General features: G+C 33.0%; 14 protein-coding genes. 5 read left to right on the top strand and 9 right to left on the bottom strand.

The features are described 5' to 3' along the window. Nucleotides 1-16: 16 nt before the first annotated feature. From CLORY_RS15935 to CLORY_RS15925, 3 genes are all read right to left on the bottom strand, one after another. Nucleotides 17-1,159: a GGDEF domain-containing protein gene (locus CLORY_RS15935; protein WP_079426290.1), complete on the bottom strand. Its 1,143-nt coding sequence runs from the start codon at nucleotides 1,157-1,159 to the stop codon at nucleotides 17-19. Nucleotides 1,160-1,365: 206 nt separating this feature from the next. After that, nucleotides 1,366-1,629 (bottom strand): YkuS family protein, encoded by a 264-nt coding sequence (locus tag CLORY_RS15930; protein WP_079426286.1) that lies wholly within the window; start codon nucleotides 1,627-1,629, stop codon nucleotides 1,366-1,368. A gap of 57 nt (nucleotides 1,630-1,686) precedes the next feature. Further along, the gene (locus CLORY_RS15925) at nucleotides 1,687-1,899 is read right to left on the bottom strand and encodes a heavy-metal-associated domain-containing protein (protein ID WP_079426283.1); all 213 of its coding nucleotides are present in this window, start codon (nucleotides 1,897-1,899) and stop codon (nucleotides 1,687-1,689) included. 453 nt (nucleotides 1,900-2,352) lie between these two features. Between CLORY_RS15925 and CLORY_RS15920 the strand changes: the two genes are divergently transcribed. Beyond that, nucleotides 2,353-3,609 (top strand): hypothetical protein, encoded by a 1,257-nt coding sequence (locus CLORY_RS15920; RefSeq protein WP_079426280.1) that lies wholly within the window; start codon nucleotides 2,353-2,355, stop codon nucleotides 3,607-3,609. Nucleotides 3,610-3,752: 143 nt separating this feature from the next. On the opposite strand, the gene CLORY_RS15915 is transcribed toward CLORY_RS15920, so the two are convergent. Together CLORY_RS15915 and CLORY_RS15910 are read right to left on the bottom strand one after the other, a co-directional pair. After that, nucleotides 3,753-4,949: an MFS transporter gene (locus tag CLORY_RS15915; RefSeq protein ID WP_079426277.1), complete on the bottom strand. Its 1,197-nt coding sequence runs from the start codon at nucleotides 4,947-4,949 to the stop codon at nucleotides 3,753-3,755. Nucleotides 4,950-5,240: 291 nt separating this feature from the next. After that, nucleotides 5,241-5,501 carry an alpha/beta fold hydrolase domain-containing protein gene (locus CLORY_RS15910; RefSeq protein ID WP_139376065.1) on the bottom strand — a complete coding sequence of 87 codons (261 nt, stop codon included), beginning with the start codon at nucleotides 5,499-5,501 and terminating at the stop codon, nucleotides 5,241-5,243. 317 nt (nucleotides 5,502-5,818) lie between these two features. Here CLORY_RS15910 and CLORY_RS15905 point away from each other — a divergent pair, with 317 nt between their 5' ends. Continuing rightward, nucleotides 5,819-7,369: a glycosyl hydrolase gene (locus CLORY_RS15905; RefSeq protein ID WP_242954435.1), complete on the top strand. Its 1,551-nt coding sequence runs from the start codon at nucleotides 5,819-5,821 to the stop codon at nucleotides 7,367-7,369. A 131-nt stretch (nucleotides 7,370-7,500) separates the two neighbouring features. Here CLORY_RS15905 and CLORY_RS15900 read toward each other — a convergent pair whose 3' ends face one another. The 4 genes from CLORY_RS15900 to CLORY_RS15885 all read right to left on the bottom strand — a co-directional run bounded on the left by CLORY_RS15900 (nucleotide 7,501) and on the right by CLORY_RS15885 (nucleotide 12,258). Next, nucleotides 7,501-7,785, bottom strand: coding sequence for a PEP/pyruvate-binding domain-containing protein (locus CLORY_RS15900; protein ID WP_079426326.1), 285 nt, complete (start codon nucleotides 7,783-7,785; stop codon nucleotides 7,501-7,503). Between the two features lie 5 nt (nucleotides 7,786-7,790). Further along, nucleotides 7,791-8,456 carry a TetR/AcrR family transcriptional regulator gene (locus CLORY_RS15895; protein ID WP_079426272.1) on the bottom strand — a complete coding sequence of 222 codons (666 nt, stop codon included), beginning with the start codon at nucleotides 8,454-8,456 and terminating at the stop codon, nucleotides 7,791-7,793. A gap of 248 nt (nucleotides 8,457-8,704) precedes the next feature. After that, nucleotides 8,705-10,981 carry a beta-L-arabinofuranosidase domain-containing protein gene (locus tag CLORY_RS15890; protein ID WP_079426269.1) on the bottom strand — a complete coding sequence of 759 codons (2,277 nt, stop codon included), beginning with the start codon at nucleotides 10,979-10,981 and terminating at the stop codon, nucleotides 8,705-8,707. Nucleotides 10,982-11,004: 23 nt separating this feature from the next. Then, nucleotides 11,005-12,258 (bottom strand): dicarboxylate/amino acid:cation symporter, encoded by a 1,254-nt coding sequence (locus CLORY_RS15885; RefSeq protein WP_079426266.1) that lies wholly within the window; start codon nucleotides 12,256-12,258, stop codon nucleotides 11,005-11,007. 283 nt (nucleotides 12,259-12,541) lie between these two features. Here CLORY_RS15885 and CLORY_RS15880 point away from each other — a divergent pair, with 283 nt between their 5' ends. The 3 genes from CLORY_RS15880 (at nucleotide 12,542) to CLORY_RS15870 (ending at nucleotide 16,953) form a co-directional block, all read left to right on the top strand. Next, entirely contained in the window at nucleotides 12,542-13,432 is an 891-nt protein-coding gene (locus tag CLORY_RS15880) for a helix-turn-helix domain-containing protein (RefSeq protein ID WP_079426262.1), read from the top strand. Nucleotides 13,433-13,604: 172 nt separating this feature from the next. After that, nucleotides 13,605-15,374 (top strand): cache domain-containing sensor histidine kinase, encoded by a 1,770-nt coding sequence (locus tag CLORY_RS15875; RefSeq protein ID WP_079426259.1) that lies wholly within the window; start codon nucleotides 13,605-13,607, stop codon nucleotides 15,372-15,374. Continuing rightward, the gene (locus tag CLORY_RS15870; protein ID WP_079426256.1) at nucleotides 15,355-16,953 is read left to right on the top strand and encodes a response regulator; all 1,599 of its coding nucleotides are present in this window, start codon (nucleotides 15,355-15,357) and stop codon (nucleotides 16,951-16,953) included. The genes CLORY_RS15875 and CLORY_RS15870 overlap by 20 nt, the downstream gene beginning before the upstream one ends. Nucleotides 16,954-17,096 lie beyond the last annotated feature (143 nt).

Below are 17,096 nucleotides of genomic sequence, written 5' to 3'. Positions count from 1 at the left end.
CATCCGCTCCTCTACACTATTTTGAATTAATATCAAGTTTCTTATTGCTTTTATTTAGATACATCAACCGATCTACATGATTGATATATTCTTCAGGTGTCATAGGCTTATCAAAATTATAAAGTTCATACCCATAACTAAAACTTAATTCATATTCTTTTTTCGAGCTGCTATTATTCTCCTTAACAGCTTTAGAAATCCTTCTAATTATCGCTTCTGCCTCATGTTCAGTTTCTACATTAAGAATTAATATAAATTCATCCCCGCCGTAACGGATAATGATATCTTCCTGACGTAATTGGCTTTTCATTATATGCACTAAATTAACTAATGCTATGTCCCCTTCTCCATGTCCAAAAGCATCATTAATCTTTTTAAAGTCATTAATATCAATAAATACAAGTGAAAAAACCTTCTGCTTTTTCTGTTCAATCCTGCTACATAAATAATGGTATAATTTTTCACGAGTCCATGCACCAGTTAGATAATCCACATGCATCATTTGCTGTTGCAGAAATAAATAAAGGATTATTAAGGAAAATGTGATTGAACTCCACATAAGCAGTGGTCCATAGAATAATAATTGAACTAAACTGGCTAACGATGGGAATACTCCAAACAGAAACATCGGCTTAAACTCTATTTTTCTTAGTTTCTTCCTATTAGTATAAATGTTTATAAAGCCGCAAAATAAGTAAAGATATGATATGGCTGCAGGTATAAAAAATAATGGTCCGCGGGCATATATGTTGTGTTGATTAATATAAAACTCTAGCTTAAAGAAAGGACTAAGTAGAACTAAAAAAGTATTTACTATTATAGGTAATAGGAGTAACAGATTTTTTTTCCGTTTAGCATTTGTATTGCTATTTATCCACAACCCAGTGAACATATACCAATTGTAAGTTACTATCGGCGCCAAAATATATAATACGATATGGAGCAAAGTTGTTATAGGTATAAGCCACAAATATGGCTGTCTATTAATTATGCAAGTTAAAGTTTCTACAGTTAACTCAATTGTATTTAGAATAAAAATAGTTGAAAAAGCTTTATTCTTAGTTTCTTTTCTATCAAGATTATTAGATATATTTATTAAAAATATAATAGACACAATGATTGCAACAACGTTATTATCTATTCTTAAAACTAAATTCAATATAACTCCACTCCAATAAACAGATTTACATAACTTTTAGCATTGCCTCTTAAAGCATGCATACTCTATTTTATCATATTTCACTATGTACTTCGTATACTAAAATATGTAAAAAATAATGAGTATATTTAGCTATTGCGTATATACTCATTACTATAATTTATATAGATCCATTCTTTATTGATAATTAAACTGCAGCTTTATATTTACTCCTTTGCTATTTTTTGCTGAAGCATATTTTTTACTTCTTCCTGTGTCATGCCACTAGCGTTAATAACAGGGACCTTTGATGAAGTATCACTAAATCCCATCATATCTGTATTATAATCTGCCGTTACAATTGCATCATAGTTTTGGTATTTTCCAACATTGCTTTTAAGATCTTCACTTAAAATTTCTGTTGAATATCCCTGAGTATTCAAGTAATCTGCAATTGTAGACAAACCTTTTTCTACGCCAATTTTTTTCATATGCCATCACCTCTATATTATTTTTCCACCCATAATATATAGATATACATAATAATTTTATTCTTTATTCATTATTTTATATCCATTATTTTGTAAATGACTGTTAATCTCTTCAATCGATGTTCTATCATCATAATTTATATCCACGTAAGTCTGTCCTTTACTCAAAAATACATCCTGAATTCCAGACAAGTTTTCTAATTGTTTTCTAACTTTATCCTGTGTTTCGTTCTCTTGTAATCCTTCAATATTAAGCCTTATTCTATTCATAATATAGTCCCTTTCTCCTTATATCCTAAAAGTAAACACAATAATATTATTTGCTGGAGCTTTTTTTTTATACTGGCTGTCTAAATTTCACCATAACATCCCAGTTTATATAATTATTTTAAATCTTTTATCATGTTATTGGTACCAGTATGCTTTTTGAATTATGCAATCATATTTACAAAAAAGAAAAAATAAAGTATAAGCAATAAACAAATATTATTAAGGTAATATCATTGACCTTGAGCTAATATCTGAAGTGATGTATAATTATTACAACAATTAGTACATTCTTAAAGCTAGTTGCACATATATAGTAATTTGAGGTGATGATATGAAACTCACGATTGTAAAAACTTCATGTATAGCCTATCAGGGCAAAGGATACATGAAGTAATATATTGTCCTGTTTTAGGCTTTGTCCACAGTATAAATATTGTAGAAGGAGAAAGCCAAATGAATAAAAATAATTATTGTAAAGCTGCATTTTCACAGATTGATATTACACCTGATTTTCAAGTTGAGCTAATTGGCTGCTACAGATTGGACAGCAAGTCACAAGGAGTCCTGCATCCACTATATGCACAGATACTTTTATTGGAGTTTAATAAAAAGAATTATTGCTTGATTGCAATTGACGGCCTTGGGCTAACAACAACTCTTAGTAATAAACTGCGCTCAATTGTCGCAGAGCAATTAAATACCAATATTTCTTGTGTTATGCTTAACTTTTCGCACACACATTCCGCTCCAAATGAGTTATCTCCAATCAATGGTGAAAGGTATTTTTATTTAATGTGTGATCGGATTAAAAAGTGTGTTACCGAAGCAAAAGAGAGGCTGCAACCATGTAAAGCAGGGTGGGACATGACAAATACAAAAATAGGAGAGAATCGCCGAGAAGGCTGTACCATAGTAGATAATCGACTTGGAGCATTGAAAATAGATGATGTTTCTACTGAAAGTCCACTAGCAATTATTTTGCGTATTACCGCACATGCTAACATATTGATGAGTTGTAACAACAAAATATCCTGCGATTATTTTGGGATTGCTCGTGAAAAACTGCAGGATTACTTTCATTGTCCGGTTATGCTTATTCAAGGTGCAGCAGGAAACGTCAAACCAGCAGGAGTAGACAAAATAAATGGTGGCAGTATTTCTGACCTGGATCGAATATCAGATATTCTCCTAAATTCTGCTAAGCAATTACATTTTGATATGAGTGAAGTAACCAATTTGCAAATGTTTTCTATTAATTTTGACTACTGCTCCGATGTTCCCTCTGAAGTAGAAGCAAAACAGATTGCTGACGATGCTGAAAGACTTTGCGGCATTGATGGTTTACAATGGCTCAATGAATGTGAAAGGCTTAGGAAATCTGGTATCTCAACACAGGTTCAAGAAGGAAAAATTCACTTTTTCAACTTGAATAACGCTTGCTTTTGTGGAGTGCCTGATGAAATTTTCTGTGAAATCTCTCTCAAGGTGTCGGAATTAGTACATTCTCCATTCCTTTTCCTTAACGGATACACTAACGGCTGCACAGGATATCTGCCTCACAGTGAAGAATGGGTAAAAGGCGGCTATGAAACACTGTATAGTTATCTGCAATATTATCAGTTTCATGGTCATGTATTACCATTCCAAAAAGATACAGCTGATCGTCTTGCAAGACTTGTAGCCGAAGAATGGAAGCATATGCATAGTTAATTTAGGTTGTAAAAAGAAATGTTGCGGCACTGCAAAGAAACAAGGCTGAATAATTGAATTATTGGTTTCTATAACAAAAAATAGATAAAATGAACCCAATTATAAGATTCATTTTATCTATTTCAAGAAACAGCACGAGACTTTTAATGTTCATTTCTGTCTTTTATCATCGTAATACCAATTGCTATTGTAATTGGAAAGAACATTGCTGCCAATAATCCTGCCTTTAGATTTTCTCCTGTTGCATTCGCAACCATTCCAACCACTGTAGGTCCTGATGCACATCCAATATCTCCAGCCAAAGCCATAAGTGCATACATAGCTGTTCCTCCGCCTGGCAGTCTCAAAGCTGCAATACTAAATGTTCCCGGCCAGAAAATACCCACTGAAAAACCGCAAATTGCACAACCAATAAGGCCCATTATGGGATTGCTAGCAAATACGGTGACTGCATAACACATAATGCAGAGGAATGCACTTCCCATCATCATCTTTTTTAAAGGAACAGAATCACTATACTTAGCATAAATTGCCCTTGCACTTCCCATAGATAATGCAAATGCACAGGGTCCTGCCAGATCACCAACAAATTTAGGAACATTTAAAGCTGATTCTGCAAAAGCAGAAGCCCACTGACTCATTGCCTGTTCTGACGCACCAGCACATATCATTATGATAATAATTAACCAAAATGTCTTTTGTTTTAATAATTTTCCAATGGATATTTTCTTATGTCCTTCTGAAACAACATATATTGGTACCAATGAAAAATATACTATATTAAAAAGTGGTACTATCGCCCATATGCAGGAAAGAATTTTCCAGTTGGCAATGCCAAACACTTTAAAAAATACGGCAGAAACTATTACTACGAATACATGTCCCCAACAATAAAATGAATGTAACAGGCTCATAGCTGCTTCCTTTTTTGTTGTAGGACATGCTTCAACTATAGGGCTAATTAGTACCTCAATAATCCCACCACCAATTGCATAAAAAACAACAGATATTAAAATGCCAAAATATGGATTTCCTGTAATATCGGGAAGTATTGCCAATCCAAGTAACCCTAGTACAGCAAAAATATGAGCGCAAATAATTGAAACACGATATCCAACCCTATCCAGTAACTTGGTTGATATCAAATCTACACACAATTGCACAGTGAAATTTATAGTAGTTATTAAAGTAATTTTATCTAGCGTTAAATCATAGGAACTTGCAAAGGTCAAAAAAAGTAAGGGTGCAAAATTATTTATAATTGCTTGTGTAATGTAACCTAAATAACTAGCATAAATAGTATGTTCATATTGTAATTTAATATTTGAAAATCTTTTCATTCTTTCCCCCATTCCTCATAAGCATGCCATTTGTCTTGTATTCTTCGGATTTTCTGCTTACAAATATATTTTCTCCTGCTTGGTATGTCTTAACGCTTCTTCTTCATATATTGATGTTTCTGAAGCGGCAGATAATATAATAATATCACTATTTTTCAGGATACATTATAACTATATCTCCTAATAGTATAACTATTTTCACAACACGAGGTAATTTTCATGAAATCAGACAGTATAGACTTAGATGATGTTCTACAGGAAATGATTACATACATGCCAAAACATAAATTCCTAAAAAGAAACAAAGCCACTTTGGACAATTGTCATATACTCAAAATAAGTTCTTTCTATTTCACTCAAACCTTCAAGAAGATTATTATCCTTTTCTATCACTGTAAGCGGAGGTACATCTCCTTGTCTATCACCTGGATATATTAGTGGACATAATAAAAATAGTCCAAGTATGTCTTTACTTCTTTTTTGTATTAAAGCTCTACTTAAATATCCGCCGTAGGACTCACCCGCCAAAATAAATTTTTGATTAGGGATCACTTCATCAATAAATGCAATTATTACATTTAAAATATCATCAGATCTTTTATAACTTTAAACATTAGTAGAAGGATATTTCCAGTCAGCTTCAATTTGAAAAACAGTCTTTTGTTCCATCTTCATATTTAGTCATATAAAAATAAGCACATTCTATAAAGATTTCTGTTATAAATTTTACTTTTTTAACATATTATAGCTTATAAATTAAAAATTTTACAATTATATAAAAGTAAATTATGTAGTTGTATATCCTAATTTACCAACAGAATAGTTCCTTTTGAAAAAATATTTTTATTTTAAGGAGGTTTATCTCTATTATGAAAAAAATTTTATATAAAGCACTGTCTCTGCTGATAACGATTACGTTTATAAGTTCCTTTCTCTTAATCAGAACAACTTCAGTTAAAGCTGCCTCTTCCCTTCCCATAAAAGTCGAAGCTGAAGATTGTAATCTCGGCAACGGTGCTGTTGTTACTACAAATGTCTACGGAACTAACTACCCTGGGTATTCAGGTGACGGATTTGTATGGGTGGCAAACTCAGGTACAATAACATTAAATGTTACAGTTCCTAAAAACGGTATGTATGAACTTTCAACAAAATGCTGGATGTATCTCGGGAATAAGGGTGATTCTAGACTTCAAGTTCTTAGCATCAATGGCGTTTCTCAAGGAAACTTTTATATTCCTAACAAAGGAGGATGGGCTGATTACAGTTTTGGATACTTTTATCTTGAAGCAGGTACAGCCAAAATTGAGATTGGATCTTCTGGAAGCTGGGGCTTCATACTGTACGACACAGTAACCTTTGATAATGCCAAAATGCCTGCACTAAGCATTGACCCAACTCCATGTGATGTAAATGCAACTTCTGAAACAAAGAGCCTTAAAAAGTATCTTACTAGCGTTTACGGCAATCATGTTCTTTCAGGACAACAAGAAATTTACGGAGGCGGAAATAACGGCAATTCAGAGCTTGAATTTGATTACATTCATGATAAGACAGGCAAATATCCTGCAATCAGAGGCTTTGATCTTATGAACTATAATCCTCTGTACGGATGGGAAGACGGCACAACAAACCGTATCATTCAGTGGGTAAAACAGCGTGGCGGTATTGCAACTTCATCTTGGCATATCAATATACCATCTGATTTTGCAAGCTACAAGCTGGGCGATAAACTGGACTGGACAAAATGTACCTATAAGCCCACTTCCAGCTTTAAAGCAGCCAACTGTCTCGATAAATCGACAAAAGAATATGCTTACCTGATGCTTGCAATCGATGATCTTGCGAAGCAGCTCCTCATTCTTCAGGATGCTAAAGTTCCTTTACTTTTCCGACCTTTCCATGAAGCTGAAGGCAACAACAACACAGATGGCTCCGGTGCATGGTTCTGGTGGGGTTCTTCAGGTTCTGAAGTTTACAAGCAGCTTTGGAAACTTCTTTACACAACTTTAACTGAAAAATATGGCATTCATAATCTAATATGGGAAGTAAATCTTTACACATATGCTGATTCATCTCAGTGGTATCCAGGAGATGACTATGTCGATATCGTTGGATATGATAAGTATGAGGGATCGCCTTACACGTGGAAAACAAGTGCTGCAACAACAGCTTTCCTCACACTTGTAAATGATACAAACGACAAAAAGATGGTAGCTATGACCGAAAATGACATTATCCCAGACATCCAGAACATTGTTAATCAAGGAGCTTGGTGGCTGTATTTCTGCCCATGGTATGGTGATTTCATTACTAGTTCAACCTATAATAATCCTACGCTTCTCAACACTATCTACAACAGTCCATATGTGATAACACTGGATGAACTGCCCTCAGACATTTACGGATCATCTTCCTAAAACCTTCCCCATAGAAGTCCGAACAGTACTCAATGATAGATTCATTAACTTATCGCCTTTGAATAATCATCAAAGCTTTAATAAACTAAATCCAGTAGAAAGCAAAACAATTGCTTATCTACTGGATCTTTTTAGCTATTAGGTATTCTTCTCATGATTTTTTCTCTTATCTGAGCTAATCTATTCTTAACATCAGTTTTATCTAAATTTTTAAGTGTAATTGATGAAGCAAAACTACTAATTAATTCCTCAAGTTGGTTATGCTTCATATACTCGTCGTAAGCCAGAGCAGTAAGGACTACTCCCTTTGGAATACTGAAGCCATACCTATCCAAACGTCCTAGATTCCAGCCCTTACCCCCTACCAATGATACGCCTGATTTAAAGGCCTCTTCCCAAGTCAAAAAGTACTTCATCTCTGTCATTCCCCCTTACTTACATGACCTTGTACTAATTTTTTCGAAGCAGCTAACCGGTTATCTGCTCCATACAGAAATAGATCTACGAGTTTAGCTATTTCCTCATTAAGTTCAAATATTGATGGATTATTCAACCATTCAAATGTCATTGCACTCCGAAGAACATCTATATGAGCCGTCAGCAATTTAACTGAGATATCCTTCCTGATTTCGCCTGTTTGCTGTCCTAGAGTTATAATTTGTATCAAAATGCTTTGGGTACCAGTTTCAGCATTTTGAGTTGTTGAGTCATTAAACATATTTCTTAGGCGGTAATTAATGCATATTCTCATAATTTCTCGGTTGCCCTCAACCCAGCTATAAGCATGATTAAGTGAAGCTATTAAGCGAGACCTCGTATCTGGAAGATTACGTATAGTTTCAAAGTTCTCTCTTGCTAACTTGTGTGAAATACCTCTTACATATTCATCAACTATGGCTTCTTTTACTGGAAAGTAGTTATACAGGGTCTTTCTCGCTATATCCGTTTTCTCCGCTATCTGTTCCATTGTCGTATTATTGAACCCTTGGTCCTGAAATAAATCCATAGCAATCTTAATAATTTTCTCTCTAGTTTTCTTTTTTTTTCTCTCTATTCGGTTATCGGGTAGCATCTCTCTTGCATCCATATCTTTACTCCTTTAATTATACATTGTATCAATATACTCAATTAGTACCTTTACACATTGTGTATAACCAAATACTATCTCTTATAAATTTAATTGTCAAGGATCAAAATAGCCTTAGCTTTGCTAAAAAACTTAAAATATTTTTATTCAAAAAGAGCTGCACACTAATTAGTGTAACAGCTCCTTACTGACCATCAACATATCCTATATCATTATTTTGAATTTATTCAAAACTTCAAAAAGTTTCTTTATCGTCTGAAATAAGCATGATATTTCTCTTTATTAACCTCAGCAATCGGTAAATATACAACTCCATCTATATTAAAATGCAAGGGTGAATCCAGTATTTTAATGCTATCATTCAAGCTTTCTATATCATTAGGACATAACAGATAATCTTCACTTTCAGATAATGCCGCTAAAATAAACGGTCCATACGCAATACTTACAAGCTTCTTTTCACTAGGTTCTGGTATTATCCTGAAATGATATGACATATAAACTTCAATGATATCTCCAACACCCCAGTCTCTAGAAATACGTATATATCCATCATCAGATGCACCTATTTCACATTTTTCTCCACAGACTTTAACCGTAAAATCTTCCTTTGCCCAGACAGGTATGCGCAAACATATTGTTCGTTTTCCTGGAGTTTTTAAAACCAAAGACGAGTAACCTGGATTGTTAATTGACCAGCTCTGCTCTAACTTCATATTTTCTGTATCCAATATAGACGCAATATATAGATTTACATATACCTCATTTTCATTGTAGGCATAGATATCTTGAATGTAACGAAAGCGGCTTTCCAATCCCGTACCGTGGCAGCACGTATTTTCATCGGTATTGTATTCTTTTTGCCCTGCTGGCCTTAATGGCATAAAATACGTAGTTCCTCCATCATCTGTATGGCTGCCGGAAGCCATAATGTGATTGTATAGAACTAATTCATAATAGTCCATCAGATCACCTGAAGGATATAATTTAAACAATCCGGAAGTAAGTCTTAACATATTATAGCTAGCACAGCTTTCTGCTGTCTTATCTGAGATATAGTCCGCAGCTTTGTTGGGTTCATGAAACATTTCTGTCTCTCCTACACCGCCTATATTATAAGCATGAGAACCTGTAACCATGTTCCAAAAGTTTCTTGCAATGTGCAAATATCTACTAGAGCCGCCTGCTTTATATAGTTCCAAAGCACCAATAATTTGTGGTATATGCTGATTTGCATGCATATCTTTCAAGGTGTCAACATTTTCTCCCATTGGATAGTACAACTTTTCATTACGGAAAAAATATGCTGCTTTTAGATATTTATCCTTTTTGGTTACATGATACAAGTGAACCATCACTGATATCATACCACCAAATTCTCCAGCAATGTACATAGACCACATTTTATCTAACTTCTCTCTGGATAACTTAGACAATCTTTCGTAGACCCAATCTCCCATTTTAGAGACAATTTTAAGAGCTTGCTGATTATTAGCAATGGAATAACAATCAAATAATCCCGACATAATTTTGTCTAAGGTATAATATGGTGCCCATATAGTTGGATAAGTTGTAAATTCCTCTAATAAATCAAACTGTTCTTCTGAATAAGCACTTAGGAACCCTGAATGACAGCTGTGTTTTTCAAGAGCCGCCTGACATTCCTCTAAAGCTTGGATCATATAATTTATTTTTCTGCTTAATTCAGAATTGTGCGTTGCACTCCATCCTAATGCTAGCGCAGATAAATAATGTCCAGTCGTATGTCCTTTAAGATTACATTCTGGTGCATCCCATCCTGTCATAGGCGGAGCTCCCTTTGTATCTAAACCAGCTGCTACTCTGAAATTATATAGCATTTGATCATCATTAGTCTGCAGCAGATATTGAATAATTCGTTCCTGTGCTTCATAAAACAGAGTTCCATCCTTAAGCTTAATAGATTCTGTTGGAAAAGAAGCTATCTTTGCACTTTGAAGCGCTTCCTTATCTACTGAATTTTTTGATTGAAATTTAATATTTGCTTTTGCTTTTATGTCAACCTTATCAATAATACCTGTAATTTGCAGCGTACAAGGGTGCAGTGGTATTTCAAATCTTTCCCATACTACTGGAAGTGTTACCTGTACTCCCGTATCTTCTGTTGCTATTACTACAGGAGGCAAATCAACAACTTGTCCAATTTCACCTTGTATATCTACTGGATAAATCTCTGTGAATTTAGTTTCACGCGGCTGCTCCAGTACCGTTACTTGAAATTCCCTCTGTTTGCTTGAATTCTGAAAATTAGCTGTGACAATTAGAGGGACTACTCGGTTTCCAACTCCATAGGTCGGCCGTGTTACTTTTCCGTCATTGCTTAAAAAGAGTGTTTCCTTCGACTGCCAGCCAAAGACAGAACCAAGTCTCCCCTTGCAGGGTAATGATAAATCTGCTTCTACTGTATTTAAGTTTCCTATATATATTTCTTCAAGGTCCCGCAAAACAATTTCATCCGGCGTTAGCTGATTTTTATTTATGTCCATAATATCCATTCCTCCTACTTTCATTATTGTTCTGCAATACCTTGTACTTTAGCTTTTATCCAGTCTTTACCTTCTACAATTCTTGTAACCATCATTGCCATAGCCGGATCTCCGGTTACATTATTCATCGTACAGAATGGATCTGTTAAAGTTCCCATAATTACTATGATAGGAATTACCGAAGTAGGGAAACCAAATGCAGTACATATGAACATTTCTCCAATGAATCCACCACTAGGAATAGTTCCCACTATAATTCCGCTAATAAGTGCTACGATAATTGCCTTTGCAATATCTCCAGGTCCCATAGCCATATTGAAAACACCAAATAAAAACGCTATTTTTACAATTTGAACAGAAACAACTCCATTTTTATGCATACTGGCACCTAATGGTATTACTAAGCTACTAATTTCATCTGAAATCCCCATCTTTTTAGTTGCTAAAAGGTTGACCGGAATACAGGCTGTACTGCTGCAAGCACCTGCTGCAGTAGTTGCCGGAAGCCAAATGTGTGTCCAATAACGTCTTACAGCTTCTCGTCCACCGCTAAGAAAAGGAACAATAATGCCGTAAGCTATAAAGAACAAGCTGCAAAATACTACATAAATAATTGACATACGAGCTACAGATCCAATAATCTGACTTCCCATTTTACCAATCAGAGTAGCAAAATAGCATGCAATACCAACTGGCGCATATAACATAACAATAGCCACCATCTTACATAGTGCTTCACTTAAACTACTGAAAAGATTTACTACAGGATCTCCCTTTTTCCCAATGCTTGCTACCGCAACACCAAACAGAATAGCAAATACAATTAAAGACATCATGTTTTTAATAGATAATAAATTTACAAAATCTGTTGTTGTAAACATGTTAACAAAATTCAAAGAAGTATTGCCCGGATCAATTTTTTCCGTGAATTTAACTATAACACCTTTTGCTGGATTAAAAATCGTAACGGCACTTACAGCCAACACTGAAGTTATGAGACCGCCAATGACAACAACCCCGAAAAAGACAGCTAAAACTTTACCCAGCTTTTTCAAATTACCCATATTCGCAATTGAATTAGCTATTGATACAAATACCACAGGAACAATAAGACAAAATACTAAATTTAGAAACACATCTGCAAACGGTTGTAATACAGATGTCTTTTTACCAAATACGATACCTATAATAGCTCCAACTAATACTCCTGTTAAGAGAATAATTGAAAATTGATAATTTTTTAATACTCTTGATATCTTTGAATTAGATGAACCCATAAAATATCCCTCCAATTATTGGTTTATATATTTAGTTTTTAGCAAGCCTCGGAATCGTTTTCCTCCTTTCTAAACTGCGTTCTTTGATTTGACTTACCTCTATAAGGTTATTATAGTTGGCAAATTGAACTCTTAAAATTAAGAAAACGAACTAAATATATGACGATTTTAACCTTATTTATATAATAAAATGTATTTATTCTTGTCGAAATCATGAAATCGTGATAATATAGTACAATAAATTGAATGTTGAATATAGTAATATTATATGGAGGATTACAAAATGTATATTAATTTTATTAGTCCACCAATGCCTTATTTGATTGTTGGAGGATTGTCTATTTTTAGAAAAGGTGACAAACATGAACGGCGTAAAATTCATAATACCTTTGATCTCATTTATGTACGCAGCGGAACTATGTATATGGAAGAAGAAGGAAAACATTTTGATGTGCATAAGGGTCAATTCTTGATTTTATCTCCTGATAAGGTTCATGCGAGCTATCGCTATTGCGATGAAGATACAGTATTTTCTTGGATTCATTTCTATTCTACTGGTGATTTTTCGTTTTCAGATAAGCCGGCACATTATATACAAGCTAAGATGAATAAGAATAAATATTATCAAAAGGATAAATTCTATATTTCCATTCCAAAGTATGGATCTATGAATTCAAAATGTTATAGGGATATTGAAGGCTATTTGGATCAAATATCTCAAGTAAAGATTGATAAATATAATCAGCAAAAACTATTCTTCAATTCAGTTTCCTCACAAATTGATTACCAAATTCTCTTTATGAAAATAATAGCTCTCATTTGTGAATCCAGCGAAAAGCCACAAGAAAGAGATCTTGCTGAGGAAATCTACAGTTTTTTAAAGCATTCCTATACAGAACCTTTTAATTTAACAGAATTATCCCATAGATACGCCTTTCACCCTGCATATATAATACGATGCATTAAAATGAAATATGGGCTCACACCTTTACAATTGCTTATTAGCATTCGAATGGAAGAAGCGAAAAAGCTATTGAAAACCACAAACCTTCATGTAAATATAATTGCTCAAAATGTTGGCTACTACGATATGGCATACTTTTCTAAACAATTTAAAAATGTTACCGGAATGACTGCAATTGAATATCGTAGAAAAGAAACAGGTGCTTTATAACGACCTTTAAGGCACCTGTTTAAAAATATATTTATTTTTGTTCAGAAACAAGTATTATGCTTTTATATGGAACAATCTTCTTTAAAAGAAAATTATTCACTAATTGAATTAAATTAATTTTAATGATAATATTTACTTAACTTATATATAATGGAAAAGAAGTGAAGATTCCTTGAAAAATTGGAAATTACGTAGTAAATTAGTTGGATGTCTTATTATATGCATCATCATTCCTCTGACTATTGTTGGAACTATTTCATACTTCATAACTGCCAGCGTAATTGAGAAAAATATCAATACATATATCTTACAGACTTTGAAACAAGCAAATTATAATCTAGATACTATAATCAACGATGTTAACGATTTATCGTTGTTTATAATTGCAAATAGTGATGTTAATAAATTGCTAAAAACAGAAAACATGTCAGATAACTCTAGTCAAGAATTGAAAAATCGTGTTGAAAGAGATTTTGTAAATCTTTGCGATTCAAAAAGCTATATAGAATCTATTATACTCATTAATAATAAAGGTCAAAATTTCCAGTATGGACAACAAGCATTAAAATTAAATTATGATTTTATAAGAAAAAATGCTCTTGGAGAAGGCATGTACAACTTAAGCAATGCACATACACAAGATTATATGTATATTGGGAAAAAATCTGTAATTTCATTTACACGCCAGTTAAATGATATCGATTCCTTCAAAAAGGTAGGTATAGCAAGCATAGATATTGATCAATCCTATATTAATGGAATCTATGATTATCTTACATTAGGTAGTACTGGTCAGGTGTTTCTTATTAATCAAAAGGGTGATGTTATTTCTACTAAAAATGAATGGGCAACATCAAATTATAAATTGAATTCAAAGACTAAAAAATTACTGTTCAAAAGTTTAGCAGGATATTATAGAGAAACAATCAACGAAAAAGATATGCTTATTGCATATAATACCTCAGAAAAGACTGGCTGGAAGGTAGTACAGATTGTTCCTTACAAAGACGTCATGAAACAGGGTTTAGATATTCGTAATTATACAATTATACTTGCAATACTATTTTCTATACTTGCCGCAATTATAGCAATAAAAGTGGCTTCCAAAATGACAACACCCTTATATAACCTCATGTTTGCAATGGCTGAAGTTGAAAAAGGTAAATTTGACATGAAAGTTCAGGTTGAAACTGAAGATGAAGTTGGAAAACTGAGCAGAGGCTTTAATAGCATGATTCAAACTATCTCTGAACTTATTGATAAAGTCTACAAAACAGAAATACGGGCAAAGGAGGCACAGCTTAATGCTTTGCAATCTCAAATAAATCCACACTTTTTATACAATACTCTTGATACTATTTATTGGATGGGTAGAATTGAACAAGCACCTAAAACCAGTGAAATGACTCAAGCACTTTCAGAGTTATTTAGATTAAGCTTAGGAAACGGCGGATGTATTACTTCAATCGAAAAAGAAAAAGAATATTTGGAGAGTTATTTAACTATACAAAAGATAAGATATGATGGAAAACTTGACATACAAGTAGATATCGACTATGAGATTTACCAATTTCCTATTGTAAAAATGACACTTCAACCAATAGTAGAAAATGCAATAATCCATGGAATCAGTGAAGGCGAATTAAAAGGACTAATAAAGATAAAAGGATTCAGAGAGAATGAAAATATAATTTTTTATATAGAAGATAACGGAAAAGGGATGGATGAAAAAAACATTATGAAGGCTTTAAAGGAAGAAAACAAAAAAACTAATGGCATTGGAATAAAAAACGTAAATGATAGGATCAAGCTCTATTTTGGTAAAAAATATGGACTAAAAATAAAGTCTGAGTTAAATAAAGGTACAAGAATAAGCCTGATAATTCCGGCAATTACTAATATTGATTTGGAGGGTAAAAAAAATGAAGCTCTTGATTGTTGATGATGAAAAATTCATTCGCATTGGCCTAACTACCACTGTGAATTGGAGTAACCTTGGAATTGAAATTATCGGTGCTGCCGAAAATGGAAAAATTGCCATAGACATGATTAATAACCTAGAACCAGATATCGTACTGGCTGATATAAGAATGCCTTTATATGATGGATTGGAGCTTTCAAAATACATACATGATAACTTTCCCAAAATAAAAGTTATATTAATGAGCGGTTATGATGATTTTAGTTATGCTCAACAAGCTATTTTGTATGGCGTAAAAGATTATCTTTTAAAACCCATGAAAGAAGAAAAGTTGATGCAATCTTTAGAAAGAGTAAAAAATATTATATTAGAAGAACAGAAGCAGGAAACAAATCTGCACTCTATTTCCCAAAGATTAGATGAAAGTCTTTCAATAAGCAGAGAGTATTATTTAAAAAGCCTTATTTACGGCAGTGAAAAGACCTTTGAAAATGCAAAGAGTAACTTTAGTTTTTTCAATATACCTTTTGAGCCAAACAATTTGCTTGTCATGATAGTTAAAATAGACTTAAAAGAAAGCAATGAAGCAAAACCAAGCTTTGCCAACGACCAATTGCGATGTGAAATAAAAAGAATTTTAGATGAAAGTTTTGACAACGAATTGATAAACATCTTTGGCTATAATATAGCAGCATTAATTCATAAGAATAAAGAATTACAGCCAGATGAATTTTTACATAGGCTAAAGTATAAAGCCGATAAGATTGTGAATTTATTGGAAATTTCATTTCCTGTAAATATTCATATAGGAATAGGGAGTTATCAACCTGAGCTTGAAAGAATAAAAAATTCCTTCAATGAAGCTATAGTTCTTACTCAATATCCGCAAGCTTCTGATAAAACGAAAGTACTTCTAGCTACAGAAGTAAAAAATAATAACACATTAATGCAAAAAAATGTTTTTAAAATCGATGAAGATATTGAACTAAGTATTCGAGCAGGAAACATGGAATCAATCTATAAAATGCTAGATAATATAACCTTACAAATAAGACCTAATAAAAAGGATGATTTAGATGCCTATAAAAGACTATGCGTAGAATTGATTATTAAATTGAATAAATTCTTTGATGAACTTCATGTAAACGACTCCAAATTGTTTACAGATGAATTATACATTCAAATATTTCATATGACTAACTTAATTGATATTCGAGAATATATACTTGGACAAATAAAAATATATGAGGAATGCTTAAATCAATTCAAAAAAAACAACAGCAATAAAAAACTAATTCAAATGGCTGTCCAGTTTATGAAAGAGCATTATTATGAAAATCTTTCCGTAAATACTGTAGCCAACGTAGTTGGCCTGAGCCCAAATTACTTTAGTCATTTATTTAAGCAGGAAATGGGAAAAAGTTTTGTTCATGTTCAAAATGAATATAAAATTGAGAAAGCAAAAAAATTTTTATCTGAAGGAAAATATAAAGTAGGTGAGATAGCTGAACTTCTAGGTTTCAGTGACTATAGATATTTCTCTCAAATTTTTAAAAAATATGTCAGATGTACCCCTAAGGAATTTATGAATGTTTCCTAGTGGTATAAAGCATCTACTTCAGATTTTCTTCTTAAAAACCTTATAGTCCATTATTCTCAAAATAAATGTATACATTTTCACAAAATAAAAGAAATTTAAACAAAATCGTATTTTTTTATCATTACCATAATTTTCTTTACTAT

Source organism: Clostridium oryzae, from assembly GCF_002029235.1.
Lineage (GTDB): Bacteria > Bacillota > Clostridia > Clostridiales > Clostridiaceae > Clostridium_AE > Clostridium_AE oryzae.
Note: the sequence above shows the minus strand (reverse complement) of the source record. Positions and strands in the feature narration are given on the sequence as shown.

Coding starts and splice junctions, on each gene's coding strand:
- CLORY_RS15930 (WP_079426286.1), bottom strand. CDS start 1,629: ATGAAAAAAATTGGCGTAGAAAAAGGTTTGTCTACAATTGCAGATTAC.
- CLORY_RS15925 (WP_079426283.1), bottom strand. CDS start 1,899: ATGAATAGAATAAGGCTTAATATTGAAGGATTACAAGAGAACGAAACA.
- CLORY_RS15920 (WP_079426280.1), top strand. CDS start 2,353: ATGAATAAAAATAATTATTGTAAAGCTGCATTTTCACAGATTGATATT.
- CLORY_RS15915 (WP_079426277.1), bottom strand. CDS start 4,949: ATGAAAAGATTTTCAAATATTAAATTACAATATGAACATACTATTTAT.
- CLORY_RS15905 (WP_242954435.1), top strand. CDS start 5,819: ATGAAAAAAATTTTATATAAAGCACTGTCTCTGCTGATAACGATTACG.
- CLORY_RS15900 (WP_079426326.1), bottom strand. CDS start 7,785: ATGAAGTACTTTTTGACTTGGGAAGAGGCCTTTAAATCAGGCGTATCA.
- CLORY_RS15895 (WP_079426272.1), bottom strand. CDS start 8,456: ATGGATGCAAGAGAGATGCTACCCGATAACCGAATAGAGAGAAAAAAA.
- CLORY_RS15890 (WP_079426269.1), bottom strand. CDS start 10,981: ATGGACATAAATAAAAATCAGCTAACGCCGGATGAAATTGTTTTGCGG.
- CLORY_RS15885 (WP_079426266.1), bottom strand. CDS start 12,258: ATGGGTTCATCTAATTCAAAGATATCAAGAGTATTAAAAAATTATCAA.
- CLORY_RS15880 (WP_079426262.1), top strand. CDS start 12,542: ATGTATATTAATTTTATTAGTCCACCAATGCCTTATTTGATTGTTGGA.
- CLORY_RS15870 (WP_079426256.1), top strand. CDS start 15,355: ATGAAGCTCTTGATTGTTGATGATGAAAAATTCATTCGCATTGGCCTA.